We start from the raw sequence: 15,340 nt of genomic DNA on the forward strand, positions 1-15,340 counted from the left end.
GCTTTGAGAAAGCTGGGTGGTGCGTCAGGGAATGGGTTGCCGCTCGCAATCAGTTCGCCATTCTTTATCCAGAACGGTTCAACAGATGACCCGTCTCAATAGCATGGGCCGAACCCCATACAAAGAGTTTCAGACACTTCCAAGCGTTGTGATAAAATCAACCAATAAGGCTAGCCACCAAGCTGCGCCATCTTTGCTCGAGTAAGCGAAGACAGTTGCGCCAATGATGCCGACATCCGCCCCAGCAGTCGTTGCGACCTTAGCCGACTGCTCAAACACCAAGCCGAGAACAATTCGCAGTAATGCGCAAATTGGTGACAAAAGCAGCGCTATTGGAAGGATCACAGACTGCGCATTGCCCATACGCCGACGCCTTCAAGAACAGACAGCGGGCGGCTGTCGAGGATTATGCATACCAATGCAGATATGCCCCACCCAATCGGCGAGTGTGGAGCGATGCAGGCCTATTTGATCTCGGGCGTAGATTTTGGACTGTTGGTCAAGCGGCAGGTGATTGCACTTCTTGCCGACCAGTATGTACGCCAAAAGGCCAGAGCCGGGCCGACCACGTTTGATAGGTCGTGAAGGCAGATCAGCTTGGGTAAAGCGCTCGCAGGCCTTGCAGGCCATACGTGGGCGGATGACTTTGTTCACGACGAAGCGGTTAATGATGTATTCCAGTTCTTCGGTGATGTCCTCGCCGACTTGGCGCAACGCACCACCGCAAGCACAACTCTCCTCGGGTGACAAAACCTGTTCGCGCCGTTCCAGACCCTCTCGGGACATTGCTGCGTAGTACCCTACCTGACAGTGGATGGCCTCAGCGCTTTTTCCAAGCGCCTCCAGCAAATCGTCTCGGACATGCTCATCTCGGCGTATATTCGCTTCAGAAGGGGGTTCTCCTCGGCCATATCCTTCATCTCAGAAAACATCGACGCGCCGATACCGCCAAACTTCGCACACCATTTGTAAAAACTGGCAGCGCTCATGTCATGCTCGCGGCATGGTTCAGAAACCGGTACATCGCCCTCCACTTGCTTCAGGATCGCCCGCCGGGCAATGCATGATCAGCGCGTCGCTGGATCGTCTGTTCCTCATCGTAAATCTCCTCAGATATCTTGCCGAGAAAATTCTACTTTTGAACACCAATAATTCCCGGAGAGATTACCGGATGTCCATTATCAATGGTACACAATATTTGTGGACCGGGGCATTGAAGTTAAGCGGCTGTATCCTTGTTGCCATCGTTGTGTCGGTGCAATGAGCTTCTGATGCTTTTAGGTGTCGAAGAATCGACCACAAAACCAGCAACAAGAGTTGCCAGTTGACTTGCCTCATCAGTAAGCGCCTGACTGGCTGCGGTCGTGGTTTCAAACATCGCTGCGTTGTGCTGCGTTGACCGATCTAGTTGATCTACAGCGGTGTTGATTTCGGCAATGCCGGTAGATTGTTCATTCGTGGAGTTGGCAATGTCGGCAACATTTTGAGACACATTGATGATCCCACCAAGTATCGTGTCCAAGGCTGTATTGGTTTTATCAATCAACGAGACACCATTCTCGACATGTCCAGCAGATTCCGAAATGAGTTGGCTAATCTGCAACGCGGCTTCTGCACAGCGGTGTGCAAGGGTTCGAACTTCCGAGGCGACAACCGCGAACCCGCGCCCAGCTTCGCCTGCTCTTGCAGCCTCCACTCCGGCGTTTAGCGCGAGTAGGTTGGTTTGAAATGCGATGGAATCGATGACTTCCACAATTTTTGTGATCTTTGAGGACGAGGCTTCAATTTCACTCATTGCGTCGACTGCGTCCTGCATGACTTCCTGACTGTTTTCTGCGTCCTTTTTCACCGTCTCGACCGTCATGTTGGCGTCTGATGCACCACGCGCTGCGGACGAAACACTGCTTGTAAGTTCACTCAAAGCCGCGGCAGTTTCTTCCAACGTCGCCGCTGCTTTTTCGGTTCGATGAGATAGGTCAAGAGACGAAGACGCAATCTCCCCGCTGCTGGCGTCGATGTTGCCCGCACTATCCCCAATTTGACGTATTAGACCGGACAGGTTTGCAACGGCACCGTTGAAATCCTGCCTCAAGGCTTCATACGCGCCGGGGAATTCTTCGTAAATTTGGTGCGATAAATCACCTGCCGATAAGCGTTGTAAGCCGTTTGCTAATTGTTTCACAACGGCTTCTTGTTCCTCGGCATGAGCCTTGCGTTCGGCTTCTGTGGTTGCACGAAGTTCTTCATTGCGCGCCAGTTCTGCAGCCTCGCGATCTCTTTCATCGCGTTCACGTTTGGCTTGTGCTTCGCGTTCGCGATTTGCTGCTTCTTGTTGGGCTACTTCTGCTGCGCGTTCGGCGTCCATTGCCTGTTTTTGGCGCTCCTGTTCTTGTTCTTGCAGTTGAATGCGTTCTAAAGCACCGGTTCTGAACACCTCCAAAGCCCGTGCCAAACGCCCAATTTCGCCTTTTTGTTTTCCCAAGCCTTCGATAGGCGATAGGTCACCTTGTGCTAACCGCTCGGTCACCGAAGTGACTTTGTTTAAGGGGCCCGTCACCATCCGCCAAATAAAGAACGGAGCAAGAATAACGAGCACAAGGCTCGCGAGGCCAATTTGTTGCATTTGTTTCTTTGCATGCGCGGCTTCGGCATCAAGCTGTGCAGCCGCTGTATCGATCGCATCCTGCGCACCTGCAGCGAATGTATTTATCACGGATGCGATTTCACGCACGGCTTGAGTCGCACTCTGTGTGGAATTGAGTACTTTTTCACTTGCTTCGAATGCTGCGGCGCGGGTTGCGGCGATGCCAGTTTCAGGATCCGCGATCCGAATAATAGTTTGAAGGTTCTCGATGACATCGTCCGGTGCACCGGTCATAGCTTCTTCTAATTGAACGCTGCTCAATGTTAGGGCGCCCTGCAGGTTGCCCAACTCGACGATGTTGCGAGCCAATGCGGTTTGAATCGCGGAGGCAAAGAACGATTTTACAGCAGAGTCGAGAGCCGCTTGTTGTCGTATGCGGTTGACTTGACCATCCATCAAATTGCGAATGCTCTGTTCGTTGGTTGTCTTCGCGTCATCGCTGTTGATCACGAGTTCAAAGTATATGTCGTCCAACGCAGTTGCGAGCGCTGTGTCAGTTTGCTGCCGTAGGGCTAGAATGCTCTGGGGGCGCAATAGCGAACGGTTCTGGCCAAAGAGTTTCTCGAATTCGTTATGCGCGTTTTCTACGGTCTCATAGAGAGTGGGCGCGCCTCCTGCATCCGCGATGACAGGCAAAAGGTTTTGGAGTTCGCCTATTGCCGCATCAGAAAGATCTGTCAAAATTGAAAGTATGGCGGGATCATTGGTTTGCATCACGCTGATGGCCAAACCTGACAACAGATTGATTTCCGCGCGCACCTGCAACGTCGCTTGATATGCTGCGAAATCTCGCTCAATAAGCAGTGAAAGCGTGCCATCGATCTGTGCGATAGTATCGTCGGAGCCGAGCACCAAATCAAAATATGCATCGTCGGTAGCTTGATCTAGCAGCGCACTGGTCTGAGTTGACAGCGACAATGCTGCATCGACACGTGCCGACAAAGCATCTGCGCGGGAAAATTGTTCCAGACGCGCCTCTCTAAGCGAGGCGAGCGCGGTTTCGGTTTGTGCGATCTTGTCTGCAAGCATCGCTTTGCGTTCGGTCCCTAAGCTTTCAGCCGCCGAATCCAACTCTGCCAACACCAGGTTTGTCCTGCCAAGTAGACTATCGACTTCTTCAGACGTGGATGCTGTGAGGATGTTCGTGAGGGTTGCGCGAACACGGTCTGCTGCGGCAACAACGTGGGCGCTTTTGCGCAGCTCCGGTAACCGCTCGTGTGAAAGCTCGGTCATATGGCTCGCCATAGATTGAAAAACCATCCAGCCGATGACAATCGCGGCGGCGGTCATCGTTGCTAGAGCCCCAACTATCAATGCAAGGCGCATGAGAACTGAACCAAAGAGGTTTGAAACGGCGGAGCTCATAGGGAAGTGACCTTCTACTTCGAGATATGCTGGAGGCGGCTAGCGCACAGGTGTTTGGGAATGGCCCGCCATAACGGCGGGCCATTGTGTTAGCTTCCGGGACGCATTGCCTCAAAGCTGCCGTCGGCCAGAATGCGGGTCAAAAACACGTCGTCCGATCCCTGGTTGTCGCCTGGGCCAAAGCTCAAGGTCATCCCGCCTAGGTCTAACGTACCAAGCGTGTTCATGGCGTTGGTGAAGCTTTCACGCGACAGATCTGCCCCAGTTTGGCGCAAGCCTTCGATCACAAGACGACCGGCGACATAGCCTTCCAAGGAAACAAAACCTGGCTCTGCTGTGGCTTCAAGCGCGCTGAGAGCCGCTTGGTATTCTGCGACGATGGGCAGGTTGGTGTCCCAAGGCTCTGGCACGACTTGGCTGACAATGACGCCGTCTCCGTCGGGGCCCAGTTCGGCGGCCAGCGCTTTGGATCCGACAAACGAAATGGTCACAAATGTCGGATCCATTTTCATTTTTCGCGACAGTTTAATAAACTCTGACAGTGGCTTATACGCGCCAACCATAACCACGGCTTGCGGTTTTGCTTTGCGAATATCCAGCAGCGCCGACTTAACAGCGACGGTGTTACGGGTATAGCTGCCTTCGGCGACCAAAGACATGCCACGGGCTTCCAGCGCTTTTTTCACGCCGGACAAACCTACGCGACCAAACCCGTCATCTTGAAACAAGATCGCGATGTCTGTGTGTCCAAGCTCATCAACCAGGTAATCCACCCAAGCTTGGGTTTCGGCGTCGTATGTTGCGCGCACGTTTACCACATTTTGTAATGAAGGATCGCGCAGGAAACCGGCCCCGGTGAAGGGCGCAATCATTGGCATTCCGGCTTGTGTTGCAAGAGGTTGGGTGGCTTTGGTTGTTGGCGTGCCGACCGGGCCGACCAATGCGAGATAGTCATCGCCTTCGATTACGGAACGTGTGTGCGACACAGAGCGATCAGGCTCGTACCCGTCATCCATGCTGGTCAGGCTGATCGTGCGCCCATGAATGCCGCCCGCGCGGTTGGCCTCTTCAAATGCGGCCAACATGCCTTGGCGCATGCCAGTGCCCAAAGCAGCGGCAGGCCCTTCGAGGGCTGCGACCTGCGCGAGCCGGATTTCAGTGTCGGTTACGCCTTGATCGGCGGCGAGTGGGGCAGCAGTCAGAGCACATGCGGCAAAGGCCGCCGCGCGGGAAAGATGGAGCATAATATCGTCCTGAGTTTTGTGACTATCTGCGCCCAAAAGCACCGCAAAGTATCAAAAAACACTTAAAGGAGGATCAGCCTGCGTGAGAGGTTAGCTGGCGTGTCCTATGCCTTGAGGTGTTCGCACATTACAGCAGGTTGAAAAAAATATTTTAAAACAAGGTAGTAAAGGACTTCTGAAAACTGCATATATATTTTTGAGCCAAAACCGTGGCAGGGATTAATCGAATTTGAGCAATTTTCCACTCCGCCTGCGTGATATATCAGCCTTTGTTTCCAATAGCTTGTTGCTTAATCGCGATGGGACGTGTGCCGATCCGCTTTCTTGCGCACTAACACAGACCTTAGGTCATGCATGGCCAGTAAAAGCGCATCTGTGATGGTTTCGAGCTGCTCGGGGGTGGCGCGTGATTGTGCCCATTGAGCGGTCAGGTTCAGGTGGTCCACCGTCCGGTTGATCTGATCCGAATCGCGCGCAGTAAGGACGGTTTTGCGCGTATTCATCCAGTCTGCGATGGCCCGTTTGTCCGCATCCGACAAGACCCGACCGCCCTGCGGTTTGATCTCTCCGTTGCGCATGTTGAGAACGGCGATCTGCTCCATCTCGATCCGGCGTTGGCGGTTTTGCGTATCAACACGAAACACCGCCGCGCCATTTTCGCGGATTCGAAAGTAATACTCGGGCAGATCAGCCGTCATTCACGTGCCTCAATCAGGTCAATCCCGCACAGAAGGTTTGGATGCGCGTGCAGGCTTCGGTCAGGGCCGCGTCGGATGTGGCATAGCTGACCCGGAAATTCGGAGACAAACCAAACGCCGCACCAAACACCACGGCGACACCGGTTTCTTCGAGCAGTGCGGTGGCGAATGTTTCGTCATCGTTGATTTTCACGCCGCCCGCCGATGTTTTGCCAATGCAGCCCGCGATGGACGGATAAACGTAGAACGCGCCATCCGGCACCGGGCAACGGATGCCTTCGGCGTCGTTTAGCATTTTAACCACCAAATCGCGACGACGTGCGAACATCTCGTTGTTGGGGGCGATGAAATCCTGCGGGCCGTTTAGGGCCTCGACGGCGGCCCATTGGCTGATCGAACAGGGGTTCGAAGTGGATTGCGATTGCACCTTGCGCATCGCCTTGATCAAGTCTTCAGGCCCTGCGGCATAGCCAATGCGCCAGCCGGTCATGGCATAGGCCTTGCTGACGCCGTTCACCGTAAGCGTCCGGTCATAGAGCGCGGGTTCGACCTGTGCTGGGGTGCAGAATTCGAAGTCATCATAGACCAGATGTTCATACATATCGTCTGTCATAACCCAGACATGGGGGTGGCGCAGCAAGACGTCTGTTAGCTGTTTCAGTTCGTCGCGGGTATAGCCTGCGCCGGTGGGGTTTGAGGGGGAATTGAAGATCAGCCATTTGGTTTTGTCGGTGATCGCGGCTTCGAGCTGATCGGCGGTCAGCTTGAACCCCGTCTGCAACGACGCCTCGGCCACAACAGGGGTGCCGCCGGCCAACAACACCATATCGGGGTAGCTGACCCAATAGGGTGCGGGGATCACGACCTCGTCGCCTTCGTTCAGCGTGGCCATCAACGCGTTATACAGGATTTGTTTGCCGCCGGTGCCGACGCTGACCTGTGCGGGCGTGTAGGTCAGATCATTGTCGCGCTTGAGTTTTGCGCAGATAGCTTGTTTCAGTTCGGGAATGCCGTCGACCGCGGTGTATTTCGTTTTGCCATCTGCGATCGCGGCCACGGCGGCATCTTTGATGTTTTGTGGTGTGTCAAAATCCGGTTCACCAGCGCCCAGGCCGATGACATCGCGCCCTGCAGCCTTCAATTCTGCCGCCTTGGTTGTTACAGCAATGGTAGGAGACGGTTTGACGCGGGCAAGTGTCGTAGACAGGAATTCCATTTCGGCCTCTGGTTGGTAAGATCAGGACCGAGTAGTAGGGGGCAGAGTGCCGCCGTTCAAGCGCGATCATCACAAAGGAGATCACAGCATGCAAGATACTCAGGACTGGTATGGCCCCGATACCGCGACCTTCGGAGACCGTGTGGCGGCCGCCCGTGAGGTGGCAGAAATGACCCAGGCACAGTTGGCGCGCCGTTTGGGGGTGCGTGTCGCGACCTTACGATCGTGGGAAAACGACCTGAGCGAACCGCGCGCCAATCGGTTGTCGATGATGGCGGGTTTGTTGAATGTGTCGATGATGTGGTTGATCAACGGGCAGGGCGAAGGTCTGGATGCGCCGATGGAAGAAGCCACGTTACCGGCGTCGGCCCATGAAATTCTGAATGAACTGCGTGAATTGCGCACGGATATGTTGGCGCGGGTCGAACAAATGGCGCGTCTTGAGAAGAAATTACGGACAGCTTTGAAGGATGCCGGACATGAGCGAGCAGCGTGAAACCCGTATCAAGCGGTTAAAAATGCGGTCTATGCGGCGAGGGATCAAGGAGATGGATGTGATCCTGCAACCTTTTTCGGAAGCAAATTTGGCCGATATGGAGAGCGCCGATCTTGACCGCTATGAAGAGATGCTAAACGAGAATGACCATGACCTTTATCAATGGGTTAGCGGTCAAACCCCTGCGCCCGATCACTATAGTAATTTGATTGCCATGATCGCGAAACAGCTGCCGGGAATGACGGCCTGATACCACAACGTACGGTTTGTTCGACTGTTTTTAACGAATTATTGGCGTTTCTCATGCAAATTCTGACCAAATTGGAAAGAGTCGGAGCGTGCCGTAAATGAGTATTCAGGACCAAATCCCGTCAGACGCGTCAACGATGAGCCGCACTGAAGGCTTCATGAACAACTATCTGGAGGCGTTGTCGCTGGTAGAGCGGTTGCACCGCCTGCTGCTGGACGTCATCAAAGATGAGTTTGAGCGGGTTGGCGTGCTTGAGATCAACGCGGTGCAAGCATTGCTGTTGTTCAACATTGGCGACAACGAGGTCACCGCTGGCGAATTGAAAAGCCGTGGTTACTATCAGGGCAGCAACGTCAGCTATAACCTGAAAAAGCTGGTGGATGCAGGGTATATGCATCACCAACGCTGTGAGATTGATCGCCGGTCTGTCCGGGTGAAACTCACGGAAAAAGGCCAGAAAATTCGCCATGTGGTGTCAGACCTGTTCTCACGTCATGCGGACGGGCTGGAAGCCAAAGGCGTCTTGGGGCCGGACGGCATTGATGACATCACGCGATCCCTCAAACGGATGGAGCGGTATTGGTCAGACCAGATCCGTTATATCTACTGAAGCGCGCCGATGGTCATGCCTTCAATCTCTCGTTTGAGCTTGGCCGTCATCGCAGCTCCATAGTCGTCAAAACCCCGGGCCATTTGGACAAACGCATCCGGCCCGGTGATCACTTCGGCGGCAAAATAAGACGCTAGCGCATCAATCCCTATTTGACGTTGACTATCCGCAGGAACAGCCGCTGACCCGATAACCAGTGCATTGATGGTGATACCACGCGCGCCGATGGCCTCTTTTATATCCCGCGGGCGGGGGCCCAGATTTGATGGCCCGTCGCCGGATATATCCAGTGTCCGTTTCCAACACGCGCCTTTTTCATCCAACTGTGCCGCACCGTATTGCATCGCCGTTCCGAGTGCCGTTCCCGGCGTTGCAGCCCGTCGTGTTGTGTCTGCCAATGCGTTGCTGACATCCAAAAGCGCAGCATCGTCAACCAAGCTTGTCCATGGTACTAAAATGGCCTGATCGTCACGGCCGCTCCATTCGAAAACCATCAACATGACCGGCGCATTGGGCATAGCCAATATCGCGTGTGTTACATCGGGGTCATTCAGGGCTGAGACCAGACCATCCAATTGCAACCGGTATTCCCGTAAATCGACTGACCCCGACACATCAAGACCAAGCGCAAGTGCCTGACGGCACTCAGCAAAAGACGGACCCGCCAAGGCGGGAGCCGCGAATAAACCAAAGAGCGCGCGCCGAATGTAGTTCATCCCTGTGTCCCCTGTTGTGGGGTAAGCGACCCAATCACAGGCGGGGTCAATTCCCGCACCAGTTTGCGTCGCATCGCACGTTCGTAATCTTCAAAACCTTGGGCAATCTCAAGAAACGCGCCGGGGCCGTGCAAAACTTGCGATCGGTAATATGCGATCAAACCGGTCTGGGCTGGATCATCCGCCACATGCACGACCAACCCATTGACCGTCACATCGTCAAAGGGAAATGCGGCATAGGCCTGCGCGGGCCCAAACCCTTCATTGTTTTTCCCATCACCAGCCATATCAAGCGTCCGGTTATGGCACTGCGGCCCACGCCGGAACACACCGACCCCATATCCCAGAGCGTAACCCATCGCCGTGGGGAAATCATTGTGGCTCCGCGTGCTATGACGAATGACGCTGGCCGCGCCGAACAACGCCGCAGGGGTATCGATGATACGCCAATCCAACAGCAGCTTCTGATTGTGGCGGCCCGACCATTCGTAGATCGCAAGCGCCACGTGGTCGTCGGTCGCGAAAACCGCATCGCGCACATCGTCAGACATCAGGGCGGCCGCGAGACCGCCCCGTTGCAACAGGTCTTCTGCGGCATCCACGGAACTTGACACATCTAACGCCAAAACCAAGGCCAGCCGGCAGTCCGCTATTGCCGGACCGCCCAGAAACACCGCAGAAATGAAACCCGCGCGGATCACCAGTGACCAGTGTTTTCCATGCTCGCCCAAGGCTCCGCAGGGGCAAGGTCGTCACCCTCTTGCAGCAGCTCGATCGAGATATTATCGGGCGACCGGACAAACGCCATATGCCCATCGCGGGGGGGGCGGTTAACGGTCACACCGTTGTCCATAAGGTGCTGGCAGACCTCGTAAATATTGCCGACGCGGTATGCCAAATGGCCGAAATGACGGCTGTCGCCGGGCAACCCGGCGTCCCCATCCCAGTTATAGGTCAACTCGATCGGGCAGTCTTCCTGGCCGGGGGCGGCCATGAAAACCAACGTGAACCGGCCGCCTTCACTGTCCGTGCGGCGGGTCTCTTTTAAGCCTAAAAGCGCATAGAACGCGATCGAAGCCTCCAAATCTTTGACGCGGACCATCGTGTGCAGATACTTCAGGCTCATACCGTCTCTCCTCAATTTTTGATGTTCCGAGATACTAACACGGTCGCGGGCGGACACCAGTCACATGGGCCTGATGCGGCCTATGGGTTGTGGCTTTTTCAGAATACACCATATAGGTGTTCCGCGTATCGCATCCTCCAGATATAGTCGCCCCGACTCACGCCGCCGAAAGGATCTTTCCCATGCCGCTGACCCCCGAACATCAGGCCGAAATCGAAGAGCAGCGCAGCCAAAGCACGCAAACCCTGCGTGCCACTGCGCCGGGCATGGAAAAGCATTTGTATACCGCCCAACCGGTTCTGGATCATGGGTTTGTCCGGGTCATCGACTATATGGGCGACGATGCGGCGATTTGCCAAGCCGCCCGTGTGTCTTATGGGCGCGGCACCAAATCTGTTCAGAATGATGAAGGGCTGATCCGGTATCTGATGCGCCATTGGCATTCTACGCCGTTTGAGATGTGCGAGCTGAAATTGCATGTGAAATTACCGGTGTTTGTTGCCCGCCAGTGGATCCGTCACCGGACGGCCAACGTGAATGAATATTCCGCCCGTTATTCGATCTTGGACCGTGAATTTTACATCCCTGCGGCCGAAGATCTGGCCGCCCAGTCGGTTGTGAATAACCAAGGTCGTGGCGAGGCGCTGACTGGTGAAGAAGCGCAACGCGTTTTGCGGTATCTGCAGGACGATGCGATGCGCTGCTACGATCACTACGACGAGATGATTTCCCAAGATGGGCAGCAAGGGTTGGCCCGCGAATTAGCCCGCATGAACCTGCCTGCGAATGTCTATACGCAGTGGTATTGGAAGGTAGATTTGCACAATCTGTTCCATTTCTTGCGCCTACGTGCCGATGCGCATGCGCAATACGAGATCCGCGTCTACGCCGAAGCAATCTGTGCCATGGTCGCAGATTGGGTGCCTGCCGCATATGGCGCTTTTGAGGACTACCGTTTGGGGGGCGCAACCCTGTCAGGCCGGGCTTTGGAGTGCATCAAAAAGATGTTGGCGGGCGAAAACGTGACCCAAGAAACGTCGGGTATGTCCAAAGGCGAATGGCGTGAGTTTGTGGGGGTGGTCGGCGATCCCAAATGACCGGGTTGCTCTGATTATCCGAGCCTTAACTCTCTTTTGCTAAGTTATCGTCAGTCTTACGGCTGTGAAGGGCTTTGCAATGCAACTCTGGCGCAAGAACCGCGCGCCGACGCGATATTCGGCAAACCTACTCGTTGGTGGGGGATCGCATCGTGTGACAATCATGAATGTGCATGACGAAGGCGTTGGTCTTGAAGGTGCGCCGCAGATTGCGGTGGGGGCCACCGTAACGTTGCAGGTTATTCATCATCGGTTGCCGGCCAAGGTGGTTTGGCGCAAAGGCACCGCGTCGGGGGTCGTTTTCCAAACGCGCCTTGGGCCGCAAATATTGACGATCCTGCGCCGCTTGGTTGGGCAACCCATACGTTAAAGAAACGTGTTGGCGCCTATACCCAGAGAGCCAGGGCACCAACCGAGGTTGCATGGGTTTTGAACTTGCTACCTGAAATTACTGTCTGTTTTGTCTGACCGAACAAGGCCTTTGTCGGATCCAGAGCGGCTTGTTACCCGCAGACAACCTAAAGCAGTTTCAGATCGCTCGCCATATGGCGCCCGTCACGCCCTTCTTCCAACTCGAAGCTGACTTTTTGGTCGTCAGGTAGCCCTTGCAGCCCAGAGCGTTCCACGGCTGAAATATGTACAAACACATCAGATCCGCCTTCGTCTGGCGCAATGAAACCATACCCTTTTGTGGTGTTGAACCACTTCACGGTGCCATTTGGCATAAATTCCGTGCCTCCTTTGCCTTGTTGATCTGCCACAGGAGTGCCCGGACAGTTTCTCTATGAATTTGCCCAATATCTTGGGTTTAAATGCCCTTTAAAAGATTGCGCATGCTGTGTAAAAATCAAGAAAAACGGGCAAAAAAATAATCTTGTTTTGCTGAAATTCTTAGAAATGTGAGTAAAATATGCTGCTTTACGGTTTGAAAAACTGCGACACCTGTCGAAAAGCGATGAAGGCCCTGCCAAGTGCGGAGCTTGTTGACGTACGTGCAGACGGTATTTCTGATGATGTTTTGGGGCAGGCGTATGAGCGTTTTGGCGCTGCATTGGTGAACACACGTTCGACCACATGGCGCGGCCTAGACGAGGCGGCGCGCGCGCAGCCTCATTTAGATCTGTTGAAAGCGCACCCCAGTTTGATGAAACGTCCCCTGATCGTTGTCGGGGACGACATGCATCTGGGGTGGACGCGCAATGTTCAGCAGGCGTTGGGTGTTGCTTAACCTGCTCAGGTCGTTGGGTCGGATGCAGACACGCGGTTTTTGAGCAGGCGATCAAGCGAAAGCGGCCCGGCACCTTTGATCACTAAGACCAACAACACAAAGATCCAGAACGCACGTTGGTCAAGGATCGCGCTGTTGGGCAGACGGTCAAACCAAGCGCCAACCGTTTCGAGGTGTTCAAAGCCGCCATGGCCGATCAGATCTGTCAGGCTTTGTACGACGATAAAGCCGATCATACCCAGCGCTGACAGTCGGGTGAACAAACCAACCACGATCAATGCCGGCAGGATGAATTCCGCCCAAGTTCCGGCCACCACGACGGCCCAATGAAAGAGTGACAACTGCGACGTATCATAGGTGACGGTCTCCATCACCTTGGGGAAAATTTGCGCATAGGCCCCCACTGACGGTTGAAACAGGCCCAAGAAACCATCGCCCAGTTTTGTCACCCCCGAGGCCCAGAAATACATCAACAAGACAGCCGCAAACACGAAGCGCGCCAATGTTGTCAGCAGCCAGTCCGATTTGCCAAGCCGGTCTGTCACGGAAGCGTAGAGAGAGATCATTTAATGGTCCTTTGTGTGATGGTCTGTCAGCGCGCCGGTGTGTAGCGCCACAGACAATGTCTGGGTGAGATCAAAATCAGGGGTGGCCATTTGCGCAGTTTCAGTCGCTTCGCCAAGGGGGTACCCCTTGTGCAACTGTTCCAACCATGTGGCCCCGCCGGGGGGCAACAGATGGGGGGTCGGATCGAAGTTTGGCCGGGTGATGAGAACATTTTGCGCGACGGCGCGGGGTTTGGGCGCGCCTTCGACGGTGTTCATTTTCCAAATGTCATAGAGCGGCCAGCTGGAGCGGATAATTTGGGTCGCAGGGGCCAGAGCCAACTGTAACTGCATCAGATCTTCGGGGTCACATTGCAATTTTTCCGCCGATAGGGGGGCGCAGTCGCTCGCGTGATAAGAGGACCGAAGCGCCAGATCAAGACGCGCACAATCAGCCAGATATCCAATTTGGGCAAGAGGCGCGAAACCGGCAAGAAAATCCGGCAGGGCCGCGCCGTAATGCATCATCATAGGTGAGGCAGGTGGATGTGCGCGCACAAATATAGCGGCCAACTGGCCGAATGTGGCCCCGCCCAGAAGTTTGTGCACCAATGGGAAAGCCGTGCGCAGCGCTTCGGTCAGGGACACGACCACGTTATTGCGATACACGGAAAACCGGCGACCTGCAGGACCATCGGCCCCGTCTATCAGGCCATCGGGCACTGCTTGGGACGGATCCAGCACTGCCTGCCGGAAACTGGTCTGCGAGACGGTCATTTTGCCGGCGACAGTGCCAGCGCAGCACGTTCTGTTTCGCGACGCAAAGTGGGCCAATCGGGGACATCCGTATCCCATTCAACCAGTACGGGGCGAGGGCCGGATTTTTCTAATGTCATGTCCAACAGCGCCCAAACGGGATCATCCACGGGCTTGCCGTGGCTGTCGATCAACAATGGGGCGCCGTGGTCGTCGTGTTCTTCGTCGTGGCCCCCGACGTGAATTTCGCCAACGGCATCCAGCGGGAAGGCGTTTATGTAATCTTGGGTGGACAGGCCCAAATTCGTGGCTGAAATGAACACGTTATTGACGTCTAGCAGCAACCCGCAGCCCGTACGCCGCACCAATTCCCGCAAGAAATCCGTTTCTGACCAAGTGCTTTCAGCGAAGGCCAGATAGCTGGATGGATTTTCCAGCAACATTTGACAGCCCAATGCCGATTGAACTTGATCAATATGTTCGGCCACGCGGGCCAGGGTCACGGTGGTGTAGGGCAGGGGAAGCAGATCGTTCAGAAATTCGGCCCCATGCGTGGACCACGCAAGATGTTCCGAGAAACTTGCAGGTTTCGACCAGCTCACCAGATGTTTCAGCCGCGCCAGATGGTCTGCATCAAGCGCACCTTCGCCGCCAATGCTCAACCCGACACCATGCACCGACAGCGCGAATTGTTCCGACAGCGCGCGCAGCTGCGCGAGGGGTCGCCCGCCGTCGCCCATGTAGTTTTCCGCATGTACTTCGATCCACCGGACGGGGCCGGGGTCTGCACGCAACTCGTTGAAATGCTGAGGTTTGTAACCCACGCCGGGGGCGGGAGGCAGGCGGTCGAACCGAGGGGTGTTATCCAGCATCGTAGCTCTCCGAAAAATTCGGGTTCTGCGTATCAACAGGCCGTGAAACGCCGGCGGCGGGGTGCCGCCGGGTCTCAATTCGTATCACATCGTCGCCTTATGCGGGCAGATCGCGAGACAGTTCTTCGAGCGCGCCGTGGCGTGCGGAGCCATCTGCCTGTTGTGGCAATTCGATTTCGGCGCATGTGCCTGCGTCTACCAGCGTCCAGGCGTTGCCTTGGTAATCAACCGTGGATGTGCCTGCGCAAGTTGTGCCGGGGCCTGCGGCGCAATCATTCGCGCCTGCAAGCGACACACCAAAGCACTTCTCTTTGGACGCGGCGTCAACGGTGGTTACTTGTGCAGCCATAGCAGCGGCGACGGCACCGGCGATTGCAACGGTTTTCATGGTTTTTGACATGGTGTACTTCCCTATTTGTGGACCGATGTGGCCAAGAATAGATCAAAGAATAGATCTTGGGGAACAGACAATCCATT

At 55.1% G+C, this 15,340-nt stretch carries 20 protein-coding genes and 1 pseudogene; 6 read left to right on the forward strand and 15 right to left on the reverse strand.

From position 1 onward, the window contains the following. Positions 1–129 precede the first annotated feature (129 nt). The 7 genes and pseudogenes from ABJH13_RS02615 to ABJH13_RS02645 form a co-directional block, all read right to left on the reverse strand. Positions 130–363, reverse strand: coding sequence for a hypothetical protein (locus ABJH13_RS02615; protein WP_348404660.1), 234 nt, complete (start codon positions 361–363; stop codon positions 130–132). Positions 364–375: 12 nt separating this feature from the next. Further along, positions 376–786 carry an IS66 family transposase zinc-finger binding domain-containing protein gene (locus tag ABJH13_RS02620; protein WP_348404661.1) on the reverse strand — a complete coding sequence of 137 codons (411 nt, stop codon included), beginning with the start codon at positions 784–786 and terminating at the stop codon, positions 376–378. 26 nt (positions 787–812) lie between these two features. Beyond that, positions 813–1,098: pseudogene (locus ABJH13_RS02625) on the reverse strand (transposase); the annotation flags it as partial. Positions 1,099–1,219: 121 nt separating this feature from the next. Continuing rightward, on the reverse strand, positions 1,220–4,009 hold the full coding sequence (locus ABJH13_RS02630) for a HAMP domain-containing methyl-accepting chemotaxis protein (protein WP_348404662.1): 2,790 nt from the start codon (positions 4,007–4,009) through the stop codon (positions 1,220–1,222). 89 nt (positions 4,010–4,098) lie between these two features. After that, positions 4,099–5,253, reverse strand: coding sequence for an ABC transporter substrate-binding protein (locus ABJH13_RS02635; RefSeq protein WP_348404663.1), 1,155 nt, complete (start codon positions 5,251–5,253; stop codon positions 4,099–4,101). A gap of 290 nt (positions 5,254–5,543) precedes the next feature. Beyond that, a complete protein-coding gene (locus tag ABJH13_RS02640) occupies positions 5,544–5,951 on the reverse strand; it encodes a hypothetical protein (RefSeq protein WP_348404664.1) in 408 nt (135 codons plus the stop codon). A gap of 13 nt (positions 5,952–5,964) precedes the next feature. Next, complete coding sequence (locus ABJH13_RS02645; RefSeq protein ID WP_348404665.1) at positions 5,965–7,167, reverse strand: pyridoxal phosphate-dependent aminotransferase; 1,203 nt, start codon at positions 7,165–7,167, stop codon at positions 5,965–5,967. Positions 7,168–7,255: 88 nt separating this feature from the next. Here ABJH13_RS02645 and ABJH13_RS02650 point away from each other — a divergent pair, with 88 nt between their 5' ends. The 3 genes from ABJH13_RS02650 to ABJH13_RS02660 all read left to right on the forward strand — a co-directional run bounded on the left by ABJH13_RS02650 (position 7,256) and on the right by ABJH13_RS02660 (position 8,523). Continuing rightward, positions 7,256–7,663, forward strand: a complete 408-nt coding sequence (locus ABJH13_RS02650; protein WP_348404666.1) for a helix-turn-helix domain-containing protein — start codon at positions 7,256–7,258, stop codon at positions 7,661–7,663. Beyond that, positions 7,647–7,913 carry a succinate dehydrogenase assembly factor 2 gene (locus ABJH13_RS02655; RefSeq protein ID WP_348404667.1) on the forward strand — a complete coding sequence of 89 codons (267 nt, stop codon included), beginning with the start codon at positions 7,647–7,649 and terminating at the stop codon, positions 7,911–7,913. The genes ABJH13_RS02650 and ABJH13_RS02655 overlap by 17 nt, the downstream gene beginning before the upstream one ends. A gap of 97 nt (positions 7,914–8,010) precedes the next feature. After that, positions 8,011–8,523 carry a winged helix DNA-binding protein gene (locus ABJH13_RS02660; RefSeq protein ID WP_348404668.1) on the forward strand — a complete coding sequence of 171 codons (513 nt, stop codon included), beginning with the start codon at positions 8,011–8,013 and terminating at the stop codon, positions 8,521–8,523. On the opposite strand, the gene ABJH13_RS02665 is transcribed toward ABJH13_RS02660, so the two are convergent. Genes ABJH13_RS02665 through ABJH13_RS02675 form a run of 3 tightly spaced genes read right to left on the reverse strand, consistent with a single transcriptional unit; the run spans position 8,517 to position 10,365 of the window. Beyond that, positions 8,517–9,239 (reverse strand): DUF1194 domain-containing protein, encoded by a 723-nt coding sequence (locus tag ABJH13_RS02665; protein WP_348404669.1) that lies wholly within the window; start codon positions 9,237–9,239, stop codon positions 8,517–8,519. The genes ABJH13_RS02660 and ABJH13_RS02665 overlap by 7 nt on opposite strands. Next, the gene (locus tag ABJH13_RS02670; RefSeq protein WP_348404707.1) at positions 9,236–9,937 is read right to left on the reverse strand and encodes a DUF1194 domain-containing protein; all 702 of its coding nucleotides are present in this window, start codon (positions 9,935–9,937) and stop codon (positions 9,236–9,238) included. The genes ABJH13_RS02665 and ABJH13_RS02670 overlap by 4 nt, the downstream gene beginning before the upstream one ends. Then, positions 9,937–10,365, reverse strand: a complete 429-nt coding sequence (locus tag ABJH13_RS02675; RefSeq protein ID WP_348404670.1) for a VOC family protein — start codon at positions 10,363–10,365, stop codon at positions 9,937–9,939. Before ABJH13_RS02675 ends, ABJH13_RS02670 begins: the two co-directional genes overlap by 1 nt. Positions 10,366–10,547: 182 nt before the next feature. On the opposite strand from ABJH13_RS02675, the gene thyX reads away from it, so the two are divergent. Together thyX and ABJH13_RS02685 are read left to right on the forward strand one after the other, a co-directional pair. Next, a complete protein-coding gene (gene thyX, locus ABJH13_RS02680; protein WP_348404671.1) occupies positions 10,548–11,462 on the forward strand; it encodes an FAD-dependent thymidylate synthase in 915 nt (304 codons plus the stop codon). 79 nt (positions 11,463–11,541) lie between these two features. After that, positions 11,542–11,832, forward strand: coding sequence for a PilZ domain-containing protein (locus ABJH13_RS02685; RefSeq protein WP_348404672.1), 291 nt, complete (start codon positions 11,542–11,544; stop codon positions 11,830–11,832). Positions 11,833–11,980: 148 nt separating this feature from the next. On the opposite strand, the gene ABJH13_RS02690 is transcribed toward ABJH13_RS02685, so the two are convergent. After that, on the reverse strand, positions 11,981–12,187 hold the full coding sequence (locus ABJH13_RS02690; RefSeq protein WP_348404673.1) for a cold-shock protein: 207 nt from the start codon (positions 12,185–12,187) through the stop codon (positions 11,981–11,983). Between the two features lie 185 nt (positions 12,188–12,372). Here ABJH13_RS02690 and ABJH13_RS02695 point away from each other — a divergent pair, with 185 nt between their 5' ends. Beyond that, entirely contained in the window at positions 12,373–12,690 is a 318-nt protein-coding gene (locus ABJH13_RS02695) for an ArsC/Spx/MgsR family protein (protein WP_348404674.1), read from the forward strand. Positions 12,691–12,695: 5 nt separating this feature from the next. On the opposite strand, the gene ABJH13_RS02700 is transcribed toward ABJH13_RS02695, so the two are convergent. The 4 genes from ABJH13_RS02700 to ABJH13_RS02715 form a co-directional block, all read right to left on the reverse strand. Beyond that, on the reverse strand, positions 12,696–13,256 hold the full coding sequence (locus tag ABJH13_RS02700; RefSeq protein ID WP_348404675.1) for a DoxX family protein: 561 nt from the start codon (positions 13,254–13,256) through the stop codon (positions 12,696–12,698). Then, positions 13,257–14,012 carry a DNA-binding domain-containing protein gene (locus tag ABJH13_RS02705; protein ID WP_348404676.1) on the reverse strand — a complete coding sequence of 252 codons (756 nt, stop codon included), beginning with the start codon at positions 14,010–14,012 and terminating at the stop codon, positions 13,257–13,259. After that, positions 14,009–14,863 (reverse strand): DUF692 domain-containing protein, encoded by an 855-nt coding sequence (locus ABJH13_RS02710; protein ID WP_348404677.1) that lies wholly within the window; start codon positions 14,861–14,863, stop codon positions 14,009–14,011. The genes ABJH13_RS02705 and ABJH13_RS02710 overlap by 4 nt, the downstream gene beginning before the upstream one ends. Before the next feature lie 97 nt (positions 14,864–14,960). Further along, positions 14,961–15,263 carry a DUF2282 domain-containing protein gene (locus ABJH13_RS02715; protein WP_348404678.1) on the reverse strand — a complete coding sequence of 101 codons (303 nt, stop codon included), beginning with the start codon at positions 15,261–15,263 and terminating at the stop codon, positions 14,961–14,963. Positions 15,264–15,340 lie beyond the last annotated feature (77 nt).

Origin of the sequence: Roseobacter sp., assembly GCF_039970775.1 — a bacterium.
Classification (GTDB): domain Bacteria; phylum Pseudomonadota; class Alphaproteobacteria; order Rhodobacterales; family Rhodobacteraceae; genus Roseobacter.

Bases quoted from the DNA above. Each gene is read 5' to 3' on its own strand.
- ABJH13_RS02635 (WP_348404663.1), bottom strand. From the start codon at position 5,253: ATGCTCCATCTTTCCCGCGCGGCGGCCTTTGCCGCATGTGCTCTGACT.
- ABJH13_RS02655 (WP_348404667.1), top strand. From the start codon at position 7,647: ATGAGCGAGCAGCGTGAAACCCGTATCAAGCGGTTAAAAATGCGGTCT.
- ABJH13_RS02690 (WP_348404673.1), bottom strand. From the start codon at position 12,187: ATGCCAAATGGCACCGTGAAGTGGTTCAACACCACAAAAGGGTATGGT.
- ABJH13_RS02620 (WP_348404661.1), bottom strand. From the start codon at position 786: ATGTCCCGAGAGGGTCTGGAACGGCGCGAACAGGTTTTGTCACCCGAG.
- ABJH13_RS02675 (WP_348404670.1), bottom strand. From the start codon at position 10,365: ATGAGCCTGAAGTATCTGCACACGATGGTCCGCGTCAAAGATTTGGAG.
- ABJH13_RS02650 (WP_348404666.1), top strand. From the start codon at position 7,256: ATGCAAGATACTCAGGACTGGTATGGCCCCGATACCGCGACCTTCGGA.
- ABJH13_RS02630 (WP_348404662.1), bottom strand. From the start codon at position 4,009: ATGAGCTCCGCCGTTTCAAACCTCTTTGGTTCAGTTCTCATGCGCCTT.
- ABJH13_RS02665 (WP_348404669.1), bottom strand. From the start codon at position 9,239: ATGAACTACATTCGGCGCGCGCTCTTTGGTTTATTCGCGGCTCCCGCC.
- ABJH13_RS02710 (WP_348404677.1), bottom strand. From the start codon at position 14,863: ATGCTGGATAACACCCCTCGGTTCGACCGCCTGCCTCCCGCCCCCGGC.
- ABJH13_RS02695 (WP_348404674.1), top strand. From the start codon at position 12,373: ATGCTGCTTTACGGTTTGAAAAACTGCGACACCTGTCGAAAAGCGATG.
- ABJH13_RS02640 (WP_348404664.1), bottom strand. From the start codon at position 5,951: ATGACGGCTGATCTGCCCGAGTATTACTTTCGAATCCGCGAAAATGGC.
- ABJH13_RS02615 (WP_348404660.1), bottom strand. From the start codon at position 363: ATGGGCAATGCGCAGTCTGTGATCCTTCCAATAGCGCTGCTTTTGTCA.
- ABJH13_RS02700 (WP_348404675.1), bottom strand. From the start codon at position 13,256: ATGATCTCTCTCTACGCTTCCGTGACAGACCGGCTTGGCAAATCGGAC.
- thyX (WP_348404671.1), top strand. From the start codon at position 10,548: ATGCCGCTGACCCCCGAACATCAGGCCGAAATCGAAGAGCAGCGCAGC.
- ABJH13_RS02660 (WP_348404668.1), top strand. From the start codon at position 8,011: ATGAGTATTCAGGACCAAATCCCGTCAGACGCGTCAACGATGAGCCGC.
- ABJH13_RS02685 (WP_348404672.1), top strand. From the start codon at position 11,542: ATGCAACTCTGGCGCAAGAACCGCGCGCCGACGCGATATTCGGCAAAC.
- ABJH13_RS02705 (WP_348404676.1), bottom strand. From the start codon at position 14,012: ATGACCGTCTCGCAGACCAGTTTCCGGCAGGCAGTGCTGGATCCGTCC.
- ABJH13_RS02715 (WP_348404678.1), bottom strand. From the start codon at position 15,263: ATGTCAAAAACCATGAAAACCGTTGCAATCGCCGGTGCCGTCGCCGCT.
- ABJH13_RS02645 (WP_348404665.1), bottom strand. From the start codon at position 7,167: ATGGAATTCCTGTCTACGACACTTGCCCGCGTCAAACCGTCTCCTACC.